This is a genomic window from Bacillus sp. T3 (assembly GCF_033449965.1).
Lineage (GTDB): Bacteria > Bacillota > Bacilli > Bacillales > Cytobacillaceae > Bacillus_BU.
In genome coordinates, this window is sequence record NZ_CP137761.1 from 3,532,934 (window position 1) to 3,556,867 (window position 23,934).

At 40.0% G+C, this 23,934-nt stretch carries 22 protein-coding genes and 4 pseudogenes; all 26 read right to left on the reverse strand.

What is annotated here, in order from left to right:
• Nucleotides 1-272: 272 nt before the first annotated feature.
• The 26 genes and pseudogenes from dprA to plsX all read right to left on the reverse strand — a co-directional run bounded on the left by dprA (nt 273) and on the right by plsX (nt 23,918).
• The gene (gene dprA / locus RGF10_RS18015) at nt 273-1,142 is read right to left on the reverse strand and encodes a DNA-processing protein DprA (RefSeq protein ID WP_318504694.1); all 870 of its coding nucleotides are present in this window, start codon (nt 1,140-1,142) and stop codon (nt 273-275) included.
• A 170-nt stretch (nt 1,143-1,312) separates the two neighbouring features.
• Nucleotides 1,313-2,239, reverse strand: a complete 927-nt coding sequence (sucD, locus tag RGF10_RS18020; RefSeq protein ID WP_318504700.1) for a succinate--CoA ligase subunit alpha — start codon at nt 2,237-2,239, stop codon at nt 1,313-1,315.
• 21 nt (nt 2,240-2,260) lie between these two features.
• Nucleotides 2,261-3,424 carry an ADP-forming succinate--CoA ligase subunit beta gene (gene sucC / locus RGF10_RS18025; RefSeq protein WP_318504712.1) on the reverse strand — a complete coding sequence of 388 codons (1,164 nt, stop codon included), beginning with the start codon at nt 3,422-3,424 and terminating at the stop codon, nt 2,261-2,263.
• A gap of 255 nt (nt 3,425-3,679) precedes the next feature.
• On the reverse strand, nt 3,680-4,453 hold the full coding sequence (locus RGF10_RS18030) for a ribonuclease HII (protein ID WP_318504721.1): 774 nt from the start codon (nt 4,451-4,453) through the stop codon (nt 3,680-3,682).
• A gap of 239 nt (nt 4,454-4,692) precedes the next feature.
• The gene (gene ylqF, locus RGF10_RS18035) at nt 4,693-5,574 is read right to left on the reverse strand and encodes a ribosome biogenesis GTPase YlqF (protein WP_318504725.1); all 882 of its coding nucleotides are present in this window, start codon (nt 5,572-5,574) and stop codon (nt 4,693-4,695) included.
• 194 nt (nt 5,575-5,768) lie between these two features.
• Nucleotides 5,769-6,320, reverse strand: coding sequence for a signal peptidase I (lepB, locus tag RGF10_RS18040; RefSeq protein WP_318504731.1), 552 nt, complete (start codon nt 6,318-6,320; stop codon nt 5,769-5,771).
• 176 nt (nt 6,321-6,496) lie between these two features.
• Entirely contained in the window at nt 6,497-6,841 is a 345-nt protein-coding gene (gene rplS / locus RGF10_RS18045; RefSeq protein ID WP_318509564.1) for a 50S ribosomal protein L19, read from the reverse strand.
• 134 nt (nt 6,842-6,975) lie between these two features.
• A pseudogene (gene trmD, locus RGF10_RS18050) lies at nt 6,976-7,723 on the reverse strand (tRNA (guanosine(37)-N1)-methyltransferase TrmD).
• Entirely contained in the window at nt 7,723-8,244 is a 522-nt protein-coding gene (gene rimM, locus RGF10_RS18055; protein ID WP_318504736.1) for a ribosome maturation factor RimM, read from the reverse strand. Before rimM ends, trmD begins: the two are co-directional and overlap by 1 nt.
• Nucleotides 8,245-8,254: 10 nt before the next feature.
• Nucleotides 8,255-8,647, reverse strand: coding sequence for a YlqD family protein (locus RGF10_RS18060; protein ID WP_318504742.1), 393 nt, complete (start codon nt 8,645-8,647; stop codon nt 8,255-8,257).
• A gap of 298 nt (nt 8,648-8,945) precedes the next feature.
• Complete coding sequence (locus RGF10_RS18065) at nt 8,946-9,176, reverse strand: KH domain-containing protein (RefSeq protein WP_318504751.1); 231 nt, start codon at nt 9,174-9,176, stop codon at nt 8,946-8,948.
• Nucleotides 9,177-9,188: 12 nt separating this feature from the next.
• Nucleotides 9,189-9,461 carry a 30S ribosomal protein S16 gene (gene rpsP / locus RGF10_RS18070; RefSeq protein ID WP_318504759.1) on the reverse strand — a complete coding sequence of 91 codons (273 nt, stop codon included), beginning with the start codon at nt 9,459-9,461 and terminating at the stop codon, nt 9,189-9,191.
• Between the two features lie 105 nt (nt 9,462-9,566).
• Complete coding sequence (gene ffh, locus RGF10_RS18075) at nt 9,567-10,922, reverse strand: signal recognition particle protein (protein ID WP_318504769.1); 1,356 nt, start codon at nt 10,920-10,922, stop codon at nt 9,567-9,569.
• Between the two features lie 15 nt (nt 10,923-10,937).
• Nucleotides 10,938-11,270, reverse strand: coding sequence for a putative DNA-binding protein (locus RGF10_RS18080; RefSeq protein WP_318504776.1), 333 nt, complete (start codon nt 11,268-11,270; stop codon nt 10,938-10,940).
• A gap of 94 nt (nt 11,271-11,364) precedes the next feature.
• Nucleotides 11,365-12,396, reverse strand: coding sequence for a potassium channel family protein (locus RGF10_RS18085; protein ID WP_318504781.1), 1,032 nt, complete (start codon nt 12,394-12,396; stop codon nt 11,365-11,367).
• A gap of 12 nt (nt 12,397-12,408) precedes the next feature.
• Nucleotides 12,409-13,650, reverse strand: coding sequence for a glutathionylspermidine synthase family protein (locus RGF10_RS18090; RefSeq protein ID WP_318504795.1), 1,242 nt, complete (start codon nt 13,648-13,650; stop codon nt 12,409-12,411).
• Between the two features lie 12 nt (nt 13,651-13,662).
• Entirely contained in the window at nt 13,663-14,118 is a 456-nt protein-coding gene (locus RGF10_RS18095) for an RNA helicase (protein WP_318504802.1), read from the reverse strand.
• A 24-nt stretch (nt 14,119-14,142) separates the two neighbouring features.
• Nucleotides 14,143-14,541, reverse strand: coding sequence for a DUF350 domain-containing protein (locus RGF10_RS18100; protein ID WP_318504809.1), 399 nt, complete (start codon nt 14,539-14,541; stop codon nt 14,143-14,145).
• A gap of 35 nt (nt 14,542-14,576) precedes the next feature.
• Entirely contained in the window at nt 14,577-14,915 is a 339-nt protein-coding gene (locus tag RGF10_RS18105; RefSeq protein ID WP_318504817.1) for an aminotransferase yhxA, read from the reverse strand.
• A 187-nt stretch (nt 14,916-15,102) separates the two neighbouring features.
• Nucleotides 15,103-16,102 (reverse strand): annotated as a pseudogene (ftsY, locus tag RGF10_RS18110) (signal recognition particle-docking protein FtsY).
• Between the two features lie 202 nt (nt 16,103-16,304).
• A pseudogene (smc, locus tag RGF10_RS18115) lies at nt 16,305-19,871 on the reverse strand (chromosome segregation protein SMC).
• Between the two features lie 30 nt (nt 19,872-19,901).
• Nucleotides 19,902-20,667 (reverse strand): annotated as a pseudogene (gene rnc, locus RGF10_RS18120) (ribonuclease III).
• Between the two features lie 226 nt (nt 20,668-20,893).
• Nucleotides 20,894-21,127 carry an acyl carrier protein gene (acpP, locus tag RGF10_RS18125; RefSeq protein ID WP_318504821.1) on the reverse strand — a complete coding sequence of 78 codons (234 nt, stop codon included), beginning with the start codon at nt 21,125-21,127 and terminating at the stop codon, nt 20,894-20,896.
• Nucleotides 21,128-21,209: 82 nt separating this feature from the next.
• Nucleotides 21,210-21,953, reverse strand: coding sequence for a 3-oxoacyl-[acyl-carrier-protein] reductase (fabG, locus tag RGF10_RS18130; RefSeq protein WP_318504825.1), 744 nt, complete (start codon nt 21,951-21,953; stop codon nt 21,210-21,212).
• Complete coding sequence (gene fabD, locus RGF10_RS18135; RefSeq protein ID WP_318504829.1) at nt 21,950-22,897, reverse strand: ACP S-malonyltransferase; 948 nt, start codon at nt 22,895-22,897, stop codon at nt 21,950-21,952. Before fabD ends, fabG begins: the two co-directional genes overlap by 4 nt.
• Nucleotides 22,898-22,916: 19 nt before the next feature.
• Nucleotides 22,917-23,918, reverse strand: a complete 1,002-nt coding sequence (plsX, locus tag RGF10_RS18140; protein ID WP_318504833.1) for a phosphate acyltransferase PlsX — start codon at nt 23,916-23,918, stop codon at nt 22,917-22,919.
• Between the last annotated feature and the right edge of the window lie 16 nt (nt 23,919-23,934).

A 23,934-nucleotide genomic window follows, 5' to 3' on the forward strand; every position in this document is an offset into this window, starting at 1 on the left:
AGGGATTATTCAAAGAAATTTTAGTACATTCATTAAAGAATCCGATTTGTTATTTAAATTAATCACTATTATTGAACAAAAAAATTAAGTTTGTCAACGGATAACAAAAGAAACCGTTTTCATTCGGTAATCGAAAATAAAAATTTGTGAACGAACATCTGTTGCAAAATGTATAACAGATTGGCAATAATTTCAACCTTTTTCGAAAAAATAATTAAAAAAAAATATTTTTATGAATTATACGACAAATCTCCTTAATCCATTCCAACCATTTAATATGATAGCTCATTTATGATATCTTCAGCTGTTTTGACCAGCTTTGCACCTTGTTGAATCAACTCATTTGTCCCCATTGATTGAGGGTTTAAAATGCTACCTGGAATGGCAAACACCTCTCTCCCCTCGTTTACTGCGTAATTTGCTGTAATTAATGACCCACTCTTCTTTTCTGCTTCTACTACGAGCGTTCCAACGCTCATTCCGCTAATAATCCGGTTTCTTAATGGAAAATGCCATTTTTCTGGTCGTGTATGTGGTGGATACTCCGATAGAAGGAGGTGCTGTTCAACCATTTTATCTGCAAGCTGCTGATTCTCCTTTGGATAAAGATGGTGAAAGCCTCCGGCAATGACCCCAATCGTTTTTCCACTGAATTTCATTGCCATTTCATGACTGTGTGCATCTATTCCTTTAGCCAAACCACTAACAATCACAAAATCATGTGCCAAGAGCTCTGGAAATAGAAGATCAATCGCCATTTTTCCATAAGGCGTTGCTTTCCTAGCGCCAACAACTGCTAATTTTTTTGGCTTATTTAGCAAATCCACATTCCCTTTTGCATAGAGAACCCAAGGGGGCTGGTACGTTTCCTTTAGCATTTTGGGATAAAGATCTTCAAAAATGGTTATGGGGAAAATTCCATTTTGTTCATATCCGTTAATGAGGTTGAGAGTGGAGTTCGTTTGAAGATCTCGTTGAGGAGTACTACGAGCTGGGAGATTAACAATACTTTGGAGTTCAGCTATTGTAAACTGATGAATGGAAGAAAGAGAAGGGCTGTGTTTCAAAATTTTATAGATTGATGTCCATCCAAGTCCTCTCCAATGATGGAGTAACAATAGCTTTGTCTTTAATGAATCCATAAAAATTCCTCCTAGTGAAAACGTTCACAAAAAATTCGAATAGGGAGTTGGTCTACCAATCATTTATAAGGGGGTGTAGTGTAGAGGAACATTCTTCATGAGGATAAAGTCCCTCAAAAACAGAGGGACTTATTATAATGGTAGCTCATCAACAAGCAAATAGGCTAAGCCTATTTGCTTTTAGTTTCTTCTATATAATGTGTTCGACACTTATCGTATAATCCCTTTTCTTTTAGAACCTCGATTAATGTTTCACCCATAACCGATGGCGTATCAGCTACTTTAATTCCACATTCATTCATGACACGGATTTTTTCATCAGCTGTTCCCTTACCACCAGAAATGATGGCACCAGCATGGCCCATACGCTTCCCTGGAGGCGCTGTGCGACCGCCAATAAAGCCAACAACAGGCTTTGTCATATTCTCTTTCACCCACTGTGCAGCTTCTTCTTCAGCAGTACCACCGATTTCACCAATCATAATCACTGCATATGTTTCAGGGTCTTCGTTAAAAGCACTTAAAACATCGATAAAGTTTGTCCCATTAACAGGGTCTCCACCGATTCCAACAGCTGTGGATTGACCAATTCCAGCTTGTGATAATTGATGCACAGCTTCATAAGTTAATGTTCCAGAACGGGATACAACACCTACATGACCTTTAGTATGAATGTAGCCTGGCATAATCCCAATTTTACACTCATCAGGTGTAATCACACCTGGGCAGTTTGGACCAACTAAACGTGTTTTCTTTCCTTCCATATACCGTTTTACTTTTACCATATCTAACACCGGAATATGTTCAGTAATACAAATGACAAGCTCCAGCTCTGCTTCTACAGCCTCTAAAATAGCATCTGCTGCAAATGGAGCAGGAACATAAATAACGGAAGCGGTTGCACCAGTTACCTGGACAGCCTCTTTAACTGTATTAAATACTGGAACACCCTCAACTTCCGTTCCGCCTTTACCAGGAGTTGTGCCTCCTACAATCTTCGTACCATATTCAAGCATTTGCTTTGTATGAAATAATGCGGTTGATCCAGTGATACCTTGAACAATGACCTTTGTATCTTTATTGATATATACGCTCACGTAAATTCTCCCTTCCTAATCCTATTTCGTCACTAAGGAAACGATTTTTTGTGCTCCATCGGCCATCGATTCCGCTGCAATAATATTTAAGCCAGACTCACCAAGAAGTTTTTTACCAAGGTCAACGTTTGTACCTTCCAAACGCACAACCAGTGGTACACTAAGCCCAACTTGTTTCGCAGCTTCCACTACACCCGTTGCAATCACATCACATTTCATAATGCCGCCAAAGATGTTTACAAAAATACCTTTGACGTTTGGATCAGAAAGGATGATTTTAAATGCTTCTGTTACTTTCTCGGCTGTAGCACCGCCCCCAACATCTAAGAAGTTCGCCGGTTCACCGCCGTAATACTTGATAATATCCATTGTCGACATTGCTAGACCTGCACCGTTAACCATACAACCGATGTTACCATCTAAGGAAACATAGCTTAGGTCATATTTAGATGCTTCAATTTCTTTTGCATCTTCTTCATCTAAATCACGATATTCAAGCACGTCTTTTTGACGATAAAGCGCATTGGCATCAAAATTTAATTTAGCATCAAGTGCCATTACCTTTCCATCGCCTGTTACAACTAATGGATTAATTTCTGCAATTGAGCAATCTTTTTCTATAAAAGCTGTATATAAGCCTTGCATAAATTTACATGCCTGGTTCACAAGTTCTTTAGGAATATTGATATTAAATGCAATACGACGTGCTTGGAAAGCTGTTAAGCCGACGATTGGGTCAATTTCTTCCTTAAAGATTTTTTCAGGTGTTGCCTCCGCAACTTCCTCAATTTCTGTTCCACCTTCTTCTGAAGCCATTAAAACTACATGAGAAGTTGCGCGATCTAAAACTAAACCAATATAGTATTCTTTCTTAATGTCGCAGCCTTCTTCAATAAGTAAGCGTTTTACTTCTTTTCCTTCTGGTCCAGTTTGGTGTGTTACTAATGTTTTTCCTAGAATTTCGTTTGCATATGTACTCACTTCATCAAGGTTTTTTGCAACCTTCACTCCGCCAGCTTTACCCCGGCCACCAGCATGAATTTGAGCTTTAACTACACAAACTTTTGTCTCTAGAGATTTTGCTGCTTCTACTGCTTCTTCGACTGAAAAAGCCACTTTCCCATTCGGTACGGATACCCCGTATTGTCTGAGGATTTCTTTCCCTTGATACTCATGGATATTCATTTTCCATCCCCCTATCAAACTCACATAAATAGACTGCGTGTTTTTATTTTATTAAAAACTATCTTTCTATGTCTACCAATATACCACAAAATATTAAAATTTGTTATAAAATTCTGAAATTCCTAATATTAATAATATTGGGAAAATTTGTGGATATTTTCGATTTGTGTCGAATTGAATAGAAAAGAAGCAAACGCGCATCTCCTTTAATGACAGGTTTTTTCAGTCTAGTTCCTAGCTTTCTACACGGTTCTCCTATTTTTCTATGTAGTCTTTTATTGGCGAAAAACTTTTACGATGATAGATTGTAACCCCGTGGTTTTCTATCCCTGCTAGATGCTCCTTCGTACCATATCCCATATTGCTCTCAAAGCCGTATTGTGGGTACGTCAGTGAAAGTTCTTTCATTAATCGATCTCTCGTTACTTTTGCGATAATCGAAGCAGCAGCAATCGAAATACTCTTTGCATCACCTTTAATAATTGCTTCATAGGGATACGGCGTAACGAGCTTCATCGCATCGATTAGGAGAAAGTCAGGCTTTGGGTTAAGCCCTGCAACTGCTGTAAGCATCGCTTTTTTTGTGGCTTCATAAATATTAATCCTGTCAATCTCTTCTGCTGATATCATGCCAATACTGACAGCAATCGCCTCAGCTTGAATACAAGCGAAAAATTCCTCTCGTTTCTGCTCTGATAATTTTTTTGAGTCATCAATTCCTGGTAGATAGAAATTGTCTGGTAATATAACTGCCGCTGCCACAACAGGACCTGCTAGTGGACCGCGCCCCACTTCATCAATCCCAGCAATCAATTGATAACCACTTTGGCGATGCTTTTGCTCATACTGACTCATGTCGAAAAATTTTTGATGTGCTTTTCTTTCCTGCTCCTTTTGCCTTTTCCATTTTGCAACGAGCTGTTGTACGCCCTTACGCTCATCTTCCATGAATGTAGCAAGCGCTTCGGTGTCATCTTCATGAAGTTGTTTAAGCTGTTCTTCTATTTGTGCTATTGTTAACTTTTTCATCGGACTCTCCTGATTATTGAAAAATAGTAAATGTATGTTACAGATCCATAGTGTTGGTTGTGAATTGGTTGATTTTTATCACAATCGCATAGAATTTATTATACTAAAAAAAGAGGGGTTTCGCTCGTAATATAGAATTTGTTAGAAAAAGGAAAGGGAGTTGATAAGAAATGCTCATGAAATCGCGCATGCGCCCCAGTAAAGAAATATACGCAAAAAAAAAGAATCAAACCCGCGCTTTACTCGGGATTTGATTCTTCTTCTTCTACTAGCAGGTCGCTAGGCTTTTCAAATGATAGATGGCCAAGCTTTTCGAGGCGAATCTCACGTATAACCAATTCAGCCACTTTATCGTAGTCAACCTCACCGCCGCCAACTAAGCAGCCGCGAGCTTTGCCGATCGTATTAAAAAGCTCAATGGTGTCCTCAGGAACGGTTTCAAGCTTGAACCGATCACGCAGGCGGTCTGGATAGGTTTTTTCCATATAACGCAAGGCAAACTCTGAAATATCATGCATATTTAATAATGTATCCTTTATGGCTCCAGTTACAGCTAACTTCAAACCAACCTCTTGATCCTCGAATTTCGGCCAAAGAATTCCTGGCGTGTCAAGGAGCTCTAGCTCTCTTCCAACTTTAATCCATTGTTGGGCTTTTGTTACCCCAGGTGTATTCCCTGTTTTGGCTATGTTCTTTTTCGCGAGTCGGTTGATGAGTGTTGATTTTCCCGCATTAGGAATTCCGACAATCATGGCACGAATAGCCCGAGGCTTAATGCCCTTAGCCCGCATACGATCAAACTTCTCACTAAGGATTTTTTTCGCTGCAACAACGATTTCTTTCATACCAATTCCAGCCTGAGAGTTTATCGCCAGTGCTTCAATTCCATTTTCCTTAAAATAATGAATCCATTGATTAGTGATTTCCTTATCGGCCATATCGGCTTTATTTAATAATACCAATCTTGGTTTATGCTGAATGATTTCATCAATCATCGGGTTTCTCGACGAGTACGGAATACGTGCATCAACTAACTCAAAAATAATGTCAACTAGTTTTAGTTTTTCAGTTACTTCGCGACGGGCTTTTGCCATATGTTCCGGGAACCATTGAATCGTCATATCTGTCACCCCTTTTTCATATTAGCTGTGCAAAAATTATCTATTAATTCCCGCACCAATCCACGTAGATTGCTCAAAAATCAATAACTTTCTTTCGCACAGCCTTCTTATTAAAAATAACATTGGACAAGCTCACCTTTTCGGTTTGCCTGTCCATTTTCACTCATGATAAGCGTCTTCCGCATACATTGCTATTAATCAACGATCTGCATGTCCTTAATTGGCCAGTAAAGAATGTTCGTATTGCCGAGTACTTTTTCCATTGGGATGGTGCCAATGTGTCTGGAGTCTTTACTGTAGCGGCGATTGTCACCCATTACAAACAGTTCCCCTTCTGGAACCTTCTTTTTACCGATTTTTTCTTCTAATGTAAAAGGTTCTGTCAGCGGTCCGTCTATGACAGCTTTTTTGTATTCATCTAAATAAGGTTCTTCATAGGCTTTCCCATTTACGTAAAGAGTATCATCCTTGTACTCAATTTCATCACCTGGGAGACCAATTACACGCTTTATGTAATCCTTGCCTTCAGGAGCATGGAAGACGATGATATCGAAGCGATTAGGTTCTCCAAATCGATAACTGAATTTATTTACAATCATACGATCTTGGTTATGAAGTGTCGGCATCATTGATAAGCCATCGACCACAATCGGCGCAAATAAAAAGCTACGAATTATTGCTGCTAACACAACTGCGATCACTAATGCCTTAGTCCATTCCCAAAGCTCATTTTTCTTTCTTTTCATTATTTTCCCCACCAATCTCAACCTAAAAATGTCTGCACTTATTATTTTACATAAGATAGAAATAATTAACACGGGGGATTAATTTTTTTAACAATAATTTAATCCTTTAGATGTTATTTTTTTATTTTACTACAAAAATAGGGGCTTGAAGAATCCCAAGCCCCTGTTTTTTGCTATTAACGAATTTCTTTGATACGAGCTTTTTTACCACGAAGATTACGTAGGTAATAAAGTTTCGCACGGCGTACTTTACCGCGACGTAGAACTTCAAGCTTCGCAATTTTTGGTGTGTGTACAGGGAATGTACGCTCAACGCCTACACCGTAAGAAATCTTACGTACTGTAAAAGTTTCGCTAATTCCACCACCACGACGCTTAATCACAACACCTTCAAAAATCTGTACACGCTCGCGAGTACCCTCGATAACTTTTACGTGAACACGTACAGTATCACCAGGACGGAACGATGGAAGATCAGAACGAAGTTGTTCTTTTGTGATATCATTAATTAATTGTTGCATCGTATTCAACTCCTCCCACAGATGCTCTTACATTCCTTTTTATGATTGCAGCGGAACATCGTTATCAAGACAATAGGCTTTACAGCCCAAGTCACAAAAATTATCTTATCATAAATGCTAAGCATCTGCAATAGCTAGTGTGATTGTTTTTCGAATTCAGCAAGCCATTTTTTCTGTTCATCAGTTAGCTCAATATGATCGAGCAGGTCAGGTCGCCTTATATAGGTCCGTCGCAAAGATTCACGCTTTCTCCACTCTTCAATAAGACGATGATTCCCAGACATTAAAACGTCCAGGAACCTTTAAGCCACGAAAATCAGCTGGTCTTGTATAGTGCGGATGTTCAAGATAGCCGGTACTGAAGGAATCCTGTTGATGAGATTCTTCATTCCCTAGTACTCCTGGTAGAAGGCGCACGACACTATCAATAATGACCATTGCCCCTAGCTCTCCACCGGTTAGTACATAATCCCCAATCGAAATTTCGTCGGTAATGACATGCTCCCGAATTCTTTCATCGTAGCCCTCGTAATGTCCACAGATGAAAATGAGATGCTCTTCCTTTGCCAGCTCTTCTGCTTTTTTCTGGTTAAAACGTTCTCCTTGTGGACAAAGCAAAATGACACGTGGAGCTTTTGTATCCTCCACTCTGCTTTTTGAAAGCGCATCGACTGCATCAAAAATTGGCTGCGGCTTTAAGACCATTCCAGCTCCGCCACCATATGGATAATCATCCACAGTTTGATGTTTATTATCTGCGAACTGACGGAAATTTACAGCATTGTATGTAACAGCACCGCTTTCTTGGGCCTTTTTTAAAATAGATTGTGAGAAAACGCCAGAAAACATTTCTGGAAAAAGGGTTAGAACGTCGATTTTCATCATGACAAAAGCCCTTCCATTGGCTGAATCAAAATGATTTTTTCTTTCACATCTACTTTTTTAACAATTTGTTCGATATACGGAATTAAGATATCCCGACCACCATTTTTAGGTTTGATTACCCAGACATCGTTTGCACCAGGAGTTAATATTTCGGTTACTTTTCCAATTTCTTCACCATGAACAGTGAACACTAAACATCCAACGATTTCATGAAAATAAAATTCGCCTTCATCTAGTTCACCTAGTTGGTTTTCAGGTACCTTAATAATCGCATTTTTTAGTTTCTCAACTTCATTCACATTTTCGTAGCCTTCAAATGTTAGCAAATCGAAGTTTTTGTGAACACGATGAGCCTTTACAATGAGTTCTAGCGGCTCCTGTGACCCATCCAAAAATAAAAACAAATGATTACCTGGCTTGTACCTTTTTTCAGCAAAATCCGTTTTGGAGATTACTCGAACTTCGCCCTTAATGCCATGGGTATTAACGATTTTTCCAACATTAAACCATTTTTCCATTTGTACATTTTCACCTCTCTCTTATTTCCGAAACAACACCATCTTTAATGATAATCGTTGATCCAGTTAGGAACTCATCCCAATTGTCCCCAACCTCGACGTCGACAACTGCTTGTACTTCACGTTCCTTTAGTTCGCTTCCTAATGGTAGGTTATGTAATTGTTCAATTTGAAAATCAGCTAACTTAATTTTTTCTTTTCGGGATTGGATTTCTTTATCAAAATGCTTTATTAGCCCTGTGGTTTGGAATTTTTTTGTTTTTTCAAGTTTCTTTAATTCAAACCGAAGCTGGTCACATTCTTTTTGTAGCTGAAGTTTTTTTGAGTGGTATTTTTCGAATAGTTCTGCTTTGCTTTCTTCTGTTAAAACTTGCTTGATCACAACAGTTTGCAGTAGTTTCATGCGAGCGCCTCCCAAAACGCCTTGCTATATCTTTTTTAGGCTTTGTTAAATTTGGCTGTTGTTTTCCGTTCCAGGTGCTCAGCGACCCAGCGGGGAGTTCCGGGAGCCTCCTCGGCGCTTTAGCGCCTGTGGGGTCTCCCGAGACACCTTCTCCCGCAGGAGTCTCGCACCTTCCACTCCAAACAACAGTTTGCTCCAAAATCCACAACGTTCTTTAACAAAGCCCTGTTTTAAAAAGAAATCCAATGAAACATATTAACCATAATTGTATATACGAAAAGAGGAGGGATGCCCCTCCTCATTCTGTGATTTCTAAAAAAATCTTCTTCTGTTGTGTTGATCCTGCTGCGTAGACTACTGTTCTGATTGCCTTAGCAACGCGCCCCTGCTTTCCAATTACCTTTCCCATATCGGTCTTGTTAACAGAAAGCTTATAGGTCACGCGTTGATCCTCTTCTAATACGTCAACGACGACGTCGTCCGGAAAATCAACTAGGGGCTTTACGATAGTTTCGATTAGTTGCTTCATAGGAATCTAATATTACTTGCTGTTCTTAACATTATGGAATTTTTCCATAACGCCTTGATTAGAGAAAAGGTTACGAACTGTATCAGAAGGTTTTGCACCTGTTTGTAACCATTTAAGAGCTAACTCTTCATTGATTTCTACTACTGCTGGTTGAGCAACTGGATTGTATGTTCCAACTACTTCAATGTAACGTCCATCACGTGGTGAACGAGAATCTGCAACTACGATACGATAGAAAGGAGATTTTTTAGCTCCCATACGTTTTAAGCGAATTTTTACTGCCATTTTAAATAAGCACCTCCGAATAGTTTCACACAAGATAATATATTACCAATGAATAAAAAGTTTGTAAAGTGTTTTTTCTTAACACCTAATATTTGGCTGTTTTAATCAACCAAATGGATTAAATGGAAGCTTAAAGCCACCTTTTTTCTTGCCTTTTTGCTGCATATTTGTCATTTGCTTCATCATTTTCTTCATGTCTTCAAATTGCTTTAGAAGACGATTGACATCAGGGACAGATGTGCCACTCCCCTTCGCAATCCGTTTACGACGGTTGGCGTTGATGATTTCAGGGTTGATTTTCTCTTCCTTTGTCATCGATTGAATGATGGCTTCGACATGAGAAATTTGCTTCTCATCAATTTGGACATTGTTTAAGCCTTTGATTTTATTCGCACCTGGCATCATTTTTAACAATTCATCAAGCGGACCAAGATTACGAACCTGTCCAAGCTGATCGAGAAAATCGTCTAGGGTAAAAGAAGCTGTTCGCATCTTCTTTTCTAGCTCTTTCGCCTTTTCTTCATCGACATTTGCCTGCGCTTTTTCGATTAAAGTAAGAACATCGCCCATTCCCAGTATCCTTGAAGCCATTCGCTCAGGATGGAATGGTTCCAAAGCATCCATTTTTTCCCCAAGACCGACAAATTTTATCGGCGTATTGGTTACAGAACGGATGGAAAGAGCGGCACCACCACGGGTATCCCCATCTAATTTAGTTAAAACAACACCTGTAAGACCTAGCGTTTCATTAAAGCTTTGTGCTACATTCACAGCATCTTGTCCGGTCATAGCATCAACTACCAGGAATATTTCATCAGGCTTGGAAAGTTCCTTAATTTGCTTAAGCTCATCCATTAGCGTTTCATCAATATGCAGTCGACCTGCTGTATCGATTAAAACATAGTCATGGTGCTCTTCCTTTGCTTTTGCAATCCCTTGTCTTGCAATTTCAACTGGACTTACCTGATCACCAAGCGAAAAAACAGGCATTCCAAGCTGCTTTCCAAGGGTTTCAAGCTGTTTGATCGCTGCAGGACGGTAAATATCTGCTGCAACAAGCATTGGTTTGCGATTGTACTTTTTCCGAAGCAGATTGGCAAGCTTTCCAGTTGTTGTTGTTTTACCTGCACCCTGCAAACCAACCATTAGAATGACGGTTGGCGGACGATTAGAAACGGCAATTTTACTTTGCTCCCCGCCCATGAGCTCGGTCAATTCTTCTTGTACAACTTTTATAACTTGCTGTCCTGGTGTTAGGCTTTTTAATACCTCTTGGCCTTGGGCACGCTCACTAACCTTTTTTACAAAATCCTTTACTACTTTAAAGTTAACGTCAGCCTCTAATAGGGCAAGACGTACTTCACGCATCATTTCCTTAACATCCGCTTCTGATACTTTACCTTTTCCGCGGATTTTTTGGATTGTATTTTGCAGTCGGTCGGCTAATCCTTCAAATGCCATTCCTTTTGCCGCCCCCTAATCTAATTTTTCAATATCGTCAATTGCCTCGAGTAGCTCCTGTTTTGAAGGAGTGTCTGATGCAAGCTGTTCCTTAACCTTCGCAAGTAGTTGATTACGCTCTTGGAATTTCTGAAGTAATGACAGCTTCTCCTCATATTCCTCAAGCATATTTTCTGTACGTTTAATGTTATCATATACTGCTTGCCGGCTTACGTCATACTCTTCAGCAATTTCTCCAAGGGAAAAATCATCTAAATAATAAAGGGACATATAGCTACGCTGCTTTGGTGTTAACAACGACTGATAAAAATCATACAGGTAATTCATGCGTGTTGTTTTTTCAAGCATCGCCGTTTCCCCCTTGTTAAGTGAAAAGCCTTTACAACCTAGTTTACACAGAACATCAAAACATGTCAAGATTCGCCCCGTATAATGTAAGACTCTACTTATCTAGTATTTTTTTATGAGTGTCTTCATCACAAATTACAAACAGTTTGGAACCATCCGCAATCGGCTCATTGGATCTCTTCGCAATATCTAAATCACTACCATCAGATATCAATGTTGCCCCTAAATCGAATAATTCCATCGCAGCTTGTTTATAAGTTTGCCAATGTGGTTTTTTATGTATTTCATATAAATTCTCTTCATCGGTATTACTCAGTAATTTCTTAAATAAGCGGCTAGAGCCGGGATAAATAGCCGCTTGTGCCATTAACCTAGAAACCGATTCCTTTGCTAAGACAAACTCATCGACCTTAGCATATTCAAAAAGAGAAATATGATGTTCCTTCATAATTTCTACAATCGTATAAATGCTTTTATGGAATTTCTTTGAGATGTACTCAACTCGAGAGGCGATTAATAAGGTTTTTCCATCTGCATATTCTGATAACTCAATTCGTTCATCAGTAAAAATCGAAACGGATTTTGATTCTAAAATATTCGCTTTTAACAAAATTTCCTCGGCAGCAGGATCGCCACTTATAAAATGTACCTGTTCGTGTTCAATTGGGCATCTTTCACCATGGTCAATGACCACAAGCTCTGCTTTTTCCTCAGAACAAAGAATTTCTTCTAACACATTTTGAAGTTTTTCTTTAGAGGACCCAATTAATATATAGTGGCCACTACCCGAATATTTCAATTTCCCTTCCTCCTTCAGCTTCCGATACATACTAAAGCTTTCAAATATTTTACCGATGATAAGTCCCATTGCCCCGATTCCAATTGTATACAGAAGCAACATCGTAAACAGCCGTCCAATCATGCTTGTTGGAAAAAAATCTCCATAGCCAACGGTAACGATGGTCGTCATTGTCCACCAGAGTGCATCAAAATAACTCGGAAATGTCTCAGGCTCAATCAATCTTATCAAGAAACTGCTTGCTAAAATAACAAGTAGAGTTATGCCTACTAGTTTTCTAAGTGGTACCTTGCTAAGCTTAGATATGATTTTATGTAAAATCCACATAGTTATCCTCCATTACGGATTCTTCGAAACTCCGATTGGCAAAAAATGAGACAGATTGTCAGTGATTGGATTACCAACTCTTGCCCCAATTCCACTCGGTTGTCCATTTATCAAGAAGCTTCCGATAATCATATGTCCGAGACGATGTCCCTTTTCTGTGGAAAAAGGGATGATTGGAAGGTCGATATATTTTTGATAGATCGGTACATATTCAGTATAAGATGTTTGTGAATCAGCCATTTGCAGATTACCTGTTTCATCATAGATTTCAACTGTATCACCTTCACGCCCAAAGGTCGGTTTTTTTACAAAAGCTTGGCTAGTCTCGAGGAACGGGTCAGGCTCGAAGAAGGTCGGAAGGAAATGCTTATCAATCCACTGATGCTCTTCACCACTAAAAAACGAATGATTTTCAAGATGCAACCCCCAAATTACGGCCTGAACCGCTTTATTTTGCACTAAAAATGCTGAGGGTGGATTGATTATTTTAAGCTTGCCGAGTTGGACTAATTCAAGCCACCATAAGCCGATTGGATTCCCATGATGGTCTTGATCTTCAATCAAATTCTCAATCGGAAAGGTTTGACGGTATAGCACATCAATAGAATCTCCAGCTTCATCATATAACCCAACGCCCCTTTCGATTTGGAGACGATGTAGTGGCACGAACTTAGCAGGGAGCCCACATAGTTTTTGAAGATACAATGCCGTGTTACGGTCCTCTAGGTGATCCGCATGTGCAGTAAAAACAAGATTAGGTTGTTTTTTTGACAAACCAAAAGACCCGATAATGCTTGTTCGAATTGCTTTGCCCAGCCTGCGCTCCATCCCATCATTTGGGTTCGTTAAACCAAACTCTTGGCAAATAAGTTCATTAATATGAAACACTTCTTTAATAAAGGTCGGAGTATCAGAATTGATTTCTAGGCACTTTATCTCGTCATCAGATTGGACTAAATCAAGGCGGGCAATTACACTTTCGGTCGACAGTGGCGCCAACCGAAGAAAAGAGAGAGTTCGTTTTGGGAAGCCCATCTCCAGTAGAACCTCGTCATCAGCCCTCCTCAGCAATGTCGCCGTTTTGAAAAAGATGCTCCCAATCCGCTTTGTTGCAGTATTTATAGCTTGAACAAGGTCAAGATTCATTTCATAAACGTCATATAATGCATATTCTTCGCCATAAAGGTCGGGCCAAAAATGATCGATTTGGTCGAAGAAGTGCTTCCGCTTTTGCTGATAGGTGGATCGGTCCATTAACATTCTCCTTTAACCTTCCTCGATCTCCTTCACATAAATCACATAGGTACCACGGTCTTCATCAATTTCAGTCGAGGTTGTGTAAAATTGACCAAGCAATGGAATATCAACAATATCCTTTAATAAATAGCGAATGACTTCAAAATGTGTTTCACAAGGAGTAACGTGTAGAAGACGATAATTTTCTTCAGGTAGCGAGCTTCGAAATTCAAGATGCAACCCTTTGCTTCGATAAATCTGTTCATCTGGCAAGGGGTTATTTGGACCCATTTCCTCAAGTGCTAAAATTTCCTCACTGCCCCTCATTTCATTCGAAATTAATTGGTATTGCATGCCCTTGACGATAAAGTACGTGCATAATTGGCGGGCGTAAAATTCGTCCTCCCCTACAAAGGGAACTTCGTATTCATAGAATGGTTGATATTCACCATTTCCTTGGTCAATAAAATAAGTAAGCTTATGCACTAGGACACCCTCCCCTGTGGCGTATTAATAAGTTAAACACTTCGCTACAATCCAGCCCACAGCAATCGATAGTGAGAAAAGCAAAACACCAACAGCGCGATTATCCTCTTGTATTGCTTTTTCAATGCTAAAGCGAATCGTAATCACTTCAGCAATAATAAAGACAATGATTTGAGCGACAATCCCGATCGCACCCCAAATGATCATATCAACTAATGAAATGGAGTATTCAGCTGCAGACCCAAGGACGACAGCCAGTCCTAAAACCTTTCCTCCTAGTGAAAGGGCGGCCGTTACATTTTTTTCAGCAATTAGCTTAAACTCTTTCACCTTTGTGGTCGTAATTTCAAACAGAAATAGACCGACGAACAATAATCCAAGTGAAACGAGCAAATATAGCGAAAAATTAATATATAAATCCATTAACATCCCTCTTTTCAATCATCTTTCGATTCTTATTAGCCGCCAAAGCTTTTAGAGCCGCTTCCGAATCCTGTACTTTTTTTCATACTCCCTCCCTTAAAGGAGCTGCTGCTTTTGTAATTTTTATAAGCTTTACTTGCATAAAGCAGAGATTTTGTCCGGAAATAGCTTCCACCATAGTAAGAATGGCGATAATAAGATGAATTCTCGTCATCACATTCCCAAACACCATCGTCATCATCCCATTCCCAATCGTCACAGGCATTATCATCAGGAACTGGTGGCAAATTCGCGCTATCATCTCCACAACCAGCAAGCCCAAAAGCCAAAGCAGTTGTTGAGATTCCAGCAATTATTTTTTTCGTTTTACTCATAAAAGTCCTCCTTTCTGTCTCAACCACTAGAAAAATCAAACTCTTTCATCATATTTTATCACGGAAAGCGCTCTCACATTACTAATATTTGACAACATCTGTACAAATAAAACGGCTGTTGAGTGTGCCCTCAACAGCCATAGCATTCAATCAATATTGATAGGCTGCAAAAATCCTACCGTGATTTTTAATCTTCGTCTGTCTCTTCTTCTACTTGATCGGCAAATAATCCATACACATATTTTTCAGCGTCAAATTCTTGGAGGTCATCCATCTTTTCACCGAGACCAACAAATTTAACAGGGATATCAAGCTCGTTACGGATTGCAAGCACGATTCCCCCTTTAGCAGTACCATCAAGCTTTGTTAAGACAATCCCGCTAACGTTTGTGACTTCTTTAAAGTTCTTTGCCTGAATCATGGCATTTTGTCCAGTTGTCGCATCTAAAACAAGAAGGACTTCATGTGGCGCACCTGGAATTTCTCTTTCGATTACCCGCTTTACCTTTTCTAGCTCTTTCATTAGGTTGACTTTATTTTGCAAGCGCCCAGGCTGTATCACAAAGCAATACATCCGCATTGCGCGCCTTCGCTGCTTGAATCGCATCGAACATAACTGCTGCAGGGTCAGAGCCAGCAGCCTGTTTGATTACTTCCACGCCAACACGCTCTCCCCAAACCTCAAGCTGTTCAATTGCCCCTGCACGGAATGTGTCCCCTGCAGCCATGAGAACTTGTTTTCCTTCAGACTTAAATTTATGACCGAGCTTACCAATCGTTGTTGTTTTTCCAACGCCATTCACGCCAACAAAAAGGATAACAGTCAATTCATTTTCCTGCATATTTAAGCCAGAGCTTTGAATACTTGCTCCACCCTGGTAGATTTCGATTAATTTTTCAGATATAACGGCCTGTACTTCTTGTGGGTCTTGGATATTCTTGCGTTTTACTTCCATTTTTAGTTCATCAATTAACTTCATGACCGTATCGAAGCCAACATCTGCTTGAATCAGAATTTCTTCAAGTTCTTCAAAAAAATCTTCGTCTACCTTGCGATAGCGTGCAACAAGGTCATTGACCTTACCAGAGAAATTGTCACGTGTTTTTGTTAAACCATGCTTAAATTTTTCGGTTACGGAATCTGCTTGCTGTGAAATTTTTTCTTTTAATTTTTTAAAAAAACTCATGGGTTCACTTCCTTCTCAATGAAAATATGTATGTTGATTTCCGCTCCAGGCACTCCCTTTCCGCGGGGGCGGTTCCGGAAGCCTCCTCGGCGCTTTGCGCCTGCGGTGTCTCCCGTGACGCACTGCTCCCGCAGGAGTCTCGTGCCTTCCGCTCCAATCAACTTTGCATGAAATTCAAAATAATTTTAACACAGCCATTTGTTTAAGATTGAACTAATTCTGGGGTTTCTTCTAGTCTTACTGATACTAGTTTGGAGACTCCTGACTCTTGCATGGTAATGCCGTATAGGACATCGGCTTCTTCCATCGTGCCTTTGCGATGGGTGATGACGATAAATTGAGTTTCGCTGCTATAACGCTTTAAATAGCGGCTGAATCGATTTACATTCGCCTCATCAAGAGCTGCTTCCACTTCATCAAGCACACAAAACGGTACAGGGCGCACTTTAAGGATTGAAAATAATAATGCGATTGCGGTTAAAGCCCGCTCTCCCCTGATAACAACCCTAGATTTTGCAGCTTTTTCCCTGGTGGCTGGGCAACAATTTCAACCCCGGTATTCAACAAATCACTAGGATCTGTTAAGCGCAAATCAGCTCTTCCACCACCAAATAACGCCTGAAAGGTTGGCTCAAAATATGATCGTATTCCTTGAAAGGTTTGCTCAAACCGTTTTTTCATTTCCTCGTCCATTTCACCAATCACAAGGAACAACGTGTCCTTCGCTTCCTGAAGGTCGTTTTTTTGCTCAAGTAAAAATTCATACCGTTCAGACACTCGTTCATATTCCTCAATTGCCCCAAGATTGACAGTCCCTAACTCTTCTATCGACAGCTTAATTAATTTCACTTTGCGCCGAGCTTCATCAATTGGCAGTGAGAGCGGATATTGCTCCTTCGCAGCCTCATAGGTAAGCATGTATTCTTCACGAAGGTGAGACAGCCGTGTTTCAAGCTCGACATCATAACGATTTAGCTTAACTTCTTCATCCTTTAGGACTTCAACTAAGCCTTTGTGCTGACGCTTTAGCTCCTTAACCTCTAGCTCAGAATCCTCTAGCGAAAGCTGTAGCTTCACTCGTTCTTCCCGTCTAGTCGAGATGAATTTAACTGTTTCGTTTTTATCATGAAGCATCTGACTTGCGGCAAGTTCAAGCTGTTCTTCACCTGGAAGAGCTATTGGACATTTCCGATGACAACAGCTGCAAGTCATCGGTAACGATCATTAGCTTTTCCTCAGTTTGTACTAATTCATTGCTGATCCTCGTTAATTTTTCATTCGCATGGGATTGTTGCTCCTTTTTAGCAGCCATTTGAACTTTTTGTTCATTGATTGCGGCAGATAGAGCTTCCCTTGAGGTCGATTCCAAACTTTTCTGTTGTGTTAGCTTATTGATTTCTGCATCAAGCTCCGCAATTTGTACGGATAATGTATCTAAATAGGCTTCCAATTCTAATTTTCTTTTAAGCAAGCTTTCTCTTTCTTGTACGAATTGGTTTTTATCGATATCGTATAGTGCAAGACGTTCGTTAACATTCTTTTCTTCTAGCTCAATCTCGCGTAGGTCACCCTTTAATGATTGCTCAAGAATTCGCAGTTCTTCACCGGTTTTACGAAGCGACTCTAATTCTAATTCTTTATCATGGTTGTCAACCTTCAACTGTTTTACTTGTTGCTCAAGCTGCGACGTTTTCTGCTCCATTTCGGCAATCTTACCCTTTAACTCCTCCAATTCCCCTTTACGGCTTAATAAGGAATTGTTCTTTTGCTTAACCGCACCACCTGTCATTGAGCCGCCCGCATTGACTACATCACCATCTAGTGTAACAAGGCGACAGCGATATTGGAGAATTTTAGCCAATTCATTTGCGCCCTTTAAATCCTTTGTAATCACAACATTACCCAACAGGTTGGAGATGACATCCTGATATTTTGCATCAAAACGTACTAACGAAGTTGCAACACCCACAAATGAAGGATGCCCTTTTATCGAATCAAGCTGATAGGAGGATAGACCTTTCCCTTTTATTACAGTAACAGGTAAAAAGGTTGCCCGACCGTAGGAGTTCTTTTTTAAAAAAGAGATCGCGTTACGAGCATTTTGCTCAGTATCGACGACAACGTGCTGCATAGCTGCACCGAGCGCGATTTCAATCGCCGTTTCAAATTCCTTTGGAACAGAAACTAATTCTGCAACGGCTCCTTCAATCCCTTGTAAGGTACTATTTCGTGCCTTTAGTACTTCTTTTACTCCTTGGAAAAAGCCAGAAAAATCCTCTTCCATTTCCTCCAGCATTTCTTTTCTTGATTTTGATTGCTGTAAAAACTGGTAGGCTTGATAAAGCAGTTTTTCTTGCTTTTCATATTGATTTTTTAATGATTCATGCTTTCGTTGCTGTTGATAATAAGCTTGTACCTGCTGCTCAAGCTTCAAGCTTGCTTCATTTACTTTGGCTAAAACAGTTTGTTTTCGAGCATGAATATCCTCACGTTCACGAAGGAATTTTTCATTTGATTCATCAAGTCGATGATTGCGATTTGTTTGTTGCTCGAGCTGCTGAGTAATATTGCGGAGTTCATTTTTTCCACTTGCTTGATTGCTTAAAAGCTCAATATAATCACTTTTCAGCGACTCGATCGTTTGTTCAATATTCACACTAAACAGCTTTAACTTTTCTAGCTGCTCGTCTAAATCTTGTTTTAATGTAGACGCTTCCTGCTCAAGCCTTGTGACGATTTTGGCTTGCGTCTCCTTCTCAGCTGTCAGTTCTTTCACTTTAGTTGAAAGCTCTGTAACATTTCGTTCAAGCTGCTCCTTATTTTGGGCAGCGTTTTTCTTCCGTTCCTTTAAAACTTCTTTTCGACCTTCAAGCTTTTCAAGCTCCTCTGTTGCACGGAGAAGCACAGCCTGCAGGTCATCTATTGATTCGTCAAGGGCAGTCATTTGCTCCCGTAATTCCTCAATTTTTGCTTCCTTTTTTTGAAGTTGACTAGATAGCTTCAACTCGTCCTGTTGATGTCCTTCCAGTGCATTTGATAGCTTCTCCCACTTAGAATGAAAATCTTCAATTTCATAAACGGTTAAAGCGACTTCAAAATGCTCAAGCTCCTTTTTATTTTCTAAATAATCCTGAGCAAGTGATGCTTGAATTTTTAACGGTTCGACCTGAGATTCAAGCTCATGTAATATGTCGCTTACACGGTTTAAGTTATCCTGTGTTTCAGCGAGCTTACTCTCTGCTTTTTTCTTGCGATTTTTATATTTCAAAACACCGGCTGCTTCTTCAAAAATCGTTCGTCTATCTTCAGCCTTGCTGTTTAAAATTTCTTCCACTTTTCCCTGACTGATTATGGAAAAGGCTTCACGACCAAGTCCTGAGTCCATAAATAAATCCACGATATCCTTTAACCGGCACGACTGCTTATTTATTAAAAAATCACTTTCGCCAGAACGATACACGCGCCTTGTCACGCTCACTTCATTGTATTCCACTGGAAGAAATTGATCCTCATTATCGAGGGTTAGCGTTACCTCAGCAAAATTAAGTGGACGTCTTGTATCACTTCCAGCAAAAATAATATCCTCCATTTTTGAACCACGCAAGGATTTAGCTGACTGCTCCCCAAGTACCCACCGGATTGCATCCGTTACATTGCTTTTACCACTTCCGTTTGGACCTACGACAGCCGTTACACCAGGAACAAAATCGACGGAGATTCGTTCGGCAAAGGATTTAAAACCAACGACATCTAAACGCTTCAAAAACATGCTGTTACCTCCTAAAATGCTCCTCTTGTCCTACTGTTGTTGATCGTGTTCGGTTTGCATAAATGCCTTTAGTTTTTCTAATGCCATTTGCGCAGCGTGCTGCTCCGCCTCTTTTTTTGAACGTCCCATTCCTGAACCTAGTTCTTCCCCTCTTAATATGGCAACGGAAACAAATTCTCGGTTATGGGCAGGACCCTTTTCTAACAATATCTTATATTCAATCTGGCCAACTCCATCTCGCTGTACTAACTCCTGTAGCTGACTTTTAAAATCCATCACATGAGAAAAAGCACCAGAATTAATTTTTGGAAAAACAATTCTGTCTAAGAATTGAATTACGCTTTCGATTCCTTGATCTAAATACAAAGCGCCAATAAATGCTTCAAACACATCTGCAAGTAATGCCAGGTCTTTCCCTGCCACCAGTCATTTCTTCTCCTTTTCCTAATAGGACAAACTGGCCAAATGACAGTTCATTTGCAAATGAAACTAAGGAAGGTTCACAAACGACAGCAGCACGAAGCTTTGTCAGCTCTCCCTCACTCATCATCGGGTATTTTTTATAAAGGAATTGTGAAACGGTTAATTCTAGGACAGCATCCCCCAAAAATTCAAGCCTTTCATTGTCTTCATAAGGCTTTTTACGATGCTCATTCACATAGGATGAATGAGTAAATGCTTGTTTAAGTAAATTAATATTATTAAATAGAATGCCAATACGATACTGAAATTCTTTTAATTGAATTTCCTTTGCGCGATTTAATTTTACGTCTCGTTCATTTCCATTTTTGCGCATGCTGGTCTCCACCTTGATTTTATATTAAAAGTTCCATCTCCTTATTATTACCTAGGAAATTTATCACTCTGAACCGCCTAAAACAATATCCTCTACTATCTTACAAAAAAATGGCCTCCTTACGCAAAGAAACTTGGGGTGCAAATAAGGCAACCCAAGTCAAAAAGTAAGGATTCTACAGAATAAAGCCCCGTTAAAAACGGAGCTTTTTTCTAGATTCTAACGATTACAATGTGCTTTTTATGTAATTCACAGCGTCACCGACTGTGGCAATTTTCTCAGCATCATCGTCAGAAATTTCCATATCAAATTCATCTTCTAATTCCATAACTAGTTCAACTACATCTAGGGAATCAGCACCAAGATCTTCTTTGAAAGAAGCTTCTAAGGAAACTTGAGATTCTTCAACACCTAAGCGATCAACGATGATTTTCGTTACGCGTTCTAATACATCTGCCATACTTGTCACCTCCCCTCAAGCCATTATAGAGTATTTTGTTTGTTAAATAAAGTGAAACTTCCATTAGTGGATGATTTTCCGATTACATGACCATTCCGCCGTCAACATGTAAGGTTTGTCCAGTCATATAACGACTATCTTCAGAGGCTAGGAATGTGACAACTTTCGCAATATCTCCAGGTTCGCCAAAGCGTGCAAGCGGTATTTGAGAAAGCATTGCTTCTTTTACCTCTTCTGTTAGTTTATCCGTCATATCCGTAGTTATAAACCCAGGTGCAACTGCATTGACTGTAATTCCACGTGAAGCAAGCTCTTTTGCAGCCGTTTTAGTTAAGCCAATTACACCAGCCTTTGCTGCAACATAGTTTGCTTGACCTGGATTTCCACTAACACCTACGATTGATGCAATATTAATGATCCGTCCGCTGCGCTGTTTCATCATTTGACGGGTAACAGCCTTTGTACAAAGGAACACACCTTTAAGATTTGTATTAATTACAGAATCCCACTCATCATCCTTCATACGCATAAGAAGATTATCTCTTGTAATTCCAGCATTATTCACTAAAATATCAAGTTTACCAAAACGTTCAATCGCACTTTTGACCATTTCAGTGACAGAATCACTATTCGCAACATCACATTGGACTGCAAATGCTTCACAGCCTAAAGCTTGGATTTCCGCAACGACTTCTAATGCTCGTGCTTCGCTGCCAGAATAATTTACGGCTACGTTTGCACCTTGTCTGGCTAACTCTAACGCGATTTCACGCCCAATTCCTCTTGAGGCTCCTGTAACAAGAACAGCTTTACCTTGTAATTTCATCGTGCTTCCTCCTTTAACGCTTCTACTGTTGCATTTAAGCTTTCCACATCGGAAACAGAGAAGGTTTTGACTGAACGGTTTATTTTCTTCACTAATCCAGATAGCACTTTTCCAGGACCAATCTCGATAAAGGTATCTACGCCTTGCTCAATCATTTGATTGACGGAGTCCTCCCAAAGGACTGGAGAATAAAGCTGTTGGATTAATTTTTGTTTAATATCTGCTGCCGAGGTCATCGGTGCAGCAGTAACATTCGCAATAACAGGAATGGTTGCATCCTGAATCTTAATTCCATCAAGAACAGCACCTAGCTTTTCTGCTGCTGGCTGCATTAAAGAAGAATGAAACGGTCCACTTACTTCTAATGGTAGGACACGTTTTGCACCTGCTTCTTTTGCCTTTACAGAAGCTAATTCTACTCCTTGACGTGAACCAGAGATAACAATTTGACCAGGACAGTTCATATTTGCTAACTGAACAGGGTTACCCTCATTCGTAATTTCTTCACATACAGCTGTTAAAGCATCACGGTCCATACCTAATACAGCCGCCATCGTACCTACACCTGCTGGTACGGCCTCTTCCATAAACTCTCCACGCTTTCTAACAGCATAGACACCATCTTCAAATGAAAAAGCACCTGCTGCAACTAATGCGGTATACTCACCAAGACTATGTCCTGCACAGTAATCAGGCGTAATCCCAAATTGCTTAAAACGTTCAAGAATTGCAATACTAGTTGTCATTAATGACGGTTGAGCATTGGTTGTCAGAGTCAATTCTTCCTGTGGTCCTTCAAAAATCAACTTTGTAAGTTGTGTATGTAAAGTTTGATCGGCCTTTTCAAAAATAGCCCGTGATTCTTCGAAAGAATCAGCTAAAGTTTTTCCCATCCCAACCGTTTGTGAGCCTTGGCCAGGAAACAAAAACGCGATTTTTCCCATTGTAATCTCCTTTTTCCTGTTATTTTTCAACCTGTGCTGATAGGTTGGCAACAGAATTTTTAATCAGTCCGGCAACATCTCCACCGACCATTTCCCGTGTCTGTCGCACTGCATTATAGATAGCATTAGCATCTGAAGAGCCATGCGCTTTAATAACCGAAGCCTTTAATCCGAATAATCCAGCACCGCCATACTCAGAATAATCCATCTTGTTCTTAAGCCCATATAAATCTGGTTTTAACATGGCTGCAGCAATTTTTGTTTTCAGGTTGCTCATTAACGTGGTTTTTACCATTTTGAACACAGATAGTGCTGTACCCTCGATTGTTTTCAGCACCATATTACCTGTAAAACCATCAGTCACAACAACATCGGCTACACCGTCTAACAAATCGCGTGCCTCGACATTGCCAATAAAATTAATATCCGCTTGCTGAAGGAGTTCAAAGGCTTTTTTCGTCAAATCATTCCCTTTTTTCTCCTCTGTTCCAATATTCAATAAACCGACGCGTGGATTATTGACTCCCCGCACCTTTTCGGCATAAATGGAACCCATTATTCCGTATTGTTGGATATGTTCTGCTTTAGCATCTGCATTGGCGCCAACATCTAAAAGTAAAAACCCTTCTCCTCCAATAGTTGGTAGCGTTGGAGCTAATGCTGGTCGATCAATTCCCTCTATTCGACCCACTACAAATAGTCCTGCTGCAACAAGTGCACCTGTATTCCCTGCTGAAATACATGCATCAGCCTGACCATCTGCAACGGTTTGTGCGGTTAGAACCATAGAAGCCTTCTTTTTCCGACGTACTGCTCTTACAGGCTCATCTGTTGCCAGAATCATTTCATCCGTATGAATGATGTCAATTCTCTCATTGTTCGTTAAGAATTGGTTGATTTTTGACTCGTCACCGACAAGGGTGATCTGAACATCTTGAAATTGCTTGATTGCCTTCATTGCACCGAGAACAATTTCCTTAGGGGCATTGTCGCCTCCCATTGCATCTATTGCAATCTTCATTCACACTCATCCTTAT

Excerpts from the sequence above, each read along its gene's own strand:
- RGF10_RS18100 (WP_318504809.1), bottom strand. The coding sequence starts at position 14,541 with ATGGATTTATATATTAATTTTTCGCTATATTTGCTCGTTTCACTTGGA.
- RGF10_RS18065 (WP_318504751.1), bottom strand. The coding sequence starts at position 9,176 with ATGAAGCAACTAATCGAAACTATCGTAAAGCCCCTAGTTGATTTTCCG.
- RGF10_RS18030 (WP_318504721.1), bottom strand. The coding sequence starts at position 4,453 with ATGAAAAAGTTAACAATAGCACAAATAGAAGAACAGCTTAAACAACTT.
- rpsP (WP_318504759.1), bottom strand. The coding sequence starts at position 9,461 with ATGGCAGTAAAAATTCGCTTAAAACGTATGGGAGCTAAAAAATCTCCT.
- fabD (WP_318504829.1), bottom strand. The coding sequence starts at position 22,897 with ATGGGAAAAATCGCGTTTTTGTTTCCTGGCCAAGGCTCACAAACGGTT.
- rimM (WP_318504736.1), bottom strand. The coding sequence starts at position 8,244 with ATGGAAAAATGGTTTAATGTTGGAAAAATCGTTAATACCCATGGCATT.
- dprA (WP_318504694.1), bottom strand. The coding sequence starts at position 1,142 with ATGGATTCATTAAAGACAAAGCTATTGTTACTCCATCATTGGAGAGGA.
- RGF10_RS18085 (WP_318504781.1), bottom strand. The coding sequence starts at position 12,396 with ATGTGGATTTTACATAAAATCATATCTAAGCTTAGCAAGGTACCACTT.
- RGF10_RS18090 (WP_318504795.1), bottom strand. The coding sequence starts at position 13,650 with ATGGACCGATCCACCTATCAGCAAAAGCGGAAGCACTTCTTCGACCAA.
- RGF10_RS18060 (WP_318504742.1), bottom strand. The coding sequence starts at position 8,647 with ATGAAACTACTGCAAACTGTTGTGATCAAGCAAGTTTTAACAGAAGAA.
- acpP (WP_318504821.1), bottom strand. The coding sequence starts at position 21,127 with ATGGCAGATGTATTAGAACGCGTAACGAAAATCATCGTTGATCGCTTA.
- lepB (WP_318504731.1), bottom strand. The coding sequence starts at position 6,320 with ATGAAAAGAAAGAAAAATGAGCTTTGGGAATGGACTAAGGCATTAGTG.
- sucC (WP_318504712.1), bottom strand. The coding sequence starts at position 3,424 with ATGAATATCCATGAGTATCAAGGGAAAGAAATCCTCAGACAATACGGG.
- RGF10_RS18105 (WP_318504817.1), bottom strand. The coding sequence starts at position 14,915 with ATGAGTAAAACGAAAAAAATAATTGCTGGAATCTCAACAACTGCTTTG.
- rplS (WP_318509564.1), bottom strand. The coding sequence starts at position 6,841 with ATGCAACAATTAATTAATGATATCACAAAAGAACAACTTCGTTCTGAT.
- ylqF (WP_318504725.1), bottom strand. The coding sequence starts at position 5,574 with ATGACGATTCAATGGTTCCCGGAACATATGGCAAAAGCCCGTCGCGAA.
- plsX (WP_318504833.1), bottom strand. The coding sequence starts at position 23,918 with ATGAAGATTGCAATAGATGCAATGGGAGGCGACAATGCCCCTAAGGAA.
- fabG (WP_318504825.1), bottom strand. The coding sequence starts at position 21,953 with ATGAAATTACAAGGTAAAGCTGTTCTTGTTACAGGAGCCTCAAGAGGA.
- ffh (WP_318504769.1), bottom strand. The coding sequence starts at position 10,922 with ATGGCATTTGAAGGATTAGCCGACCGACTGCAAAATACAATCCAAAAA.
- RGF10_RS18080 (WP_318504776.1), bottom strand. The coding sequence starts at position 11,270 with ATGCTTGAAAAAACAACACGCATGAATTACCTGTATGATTTTTATCAG.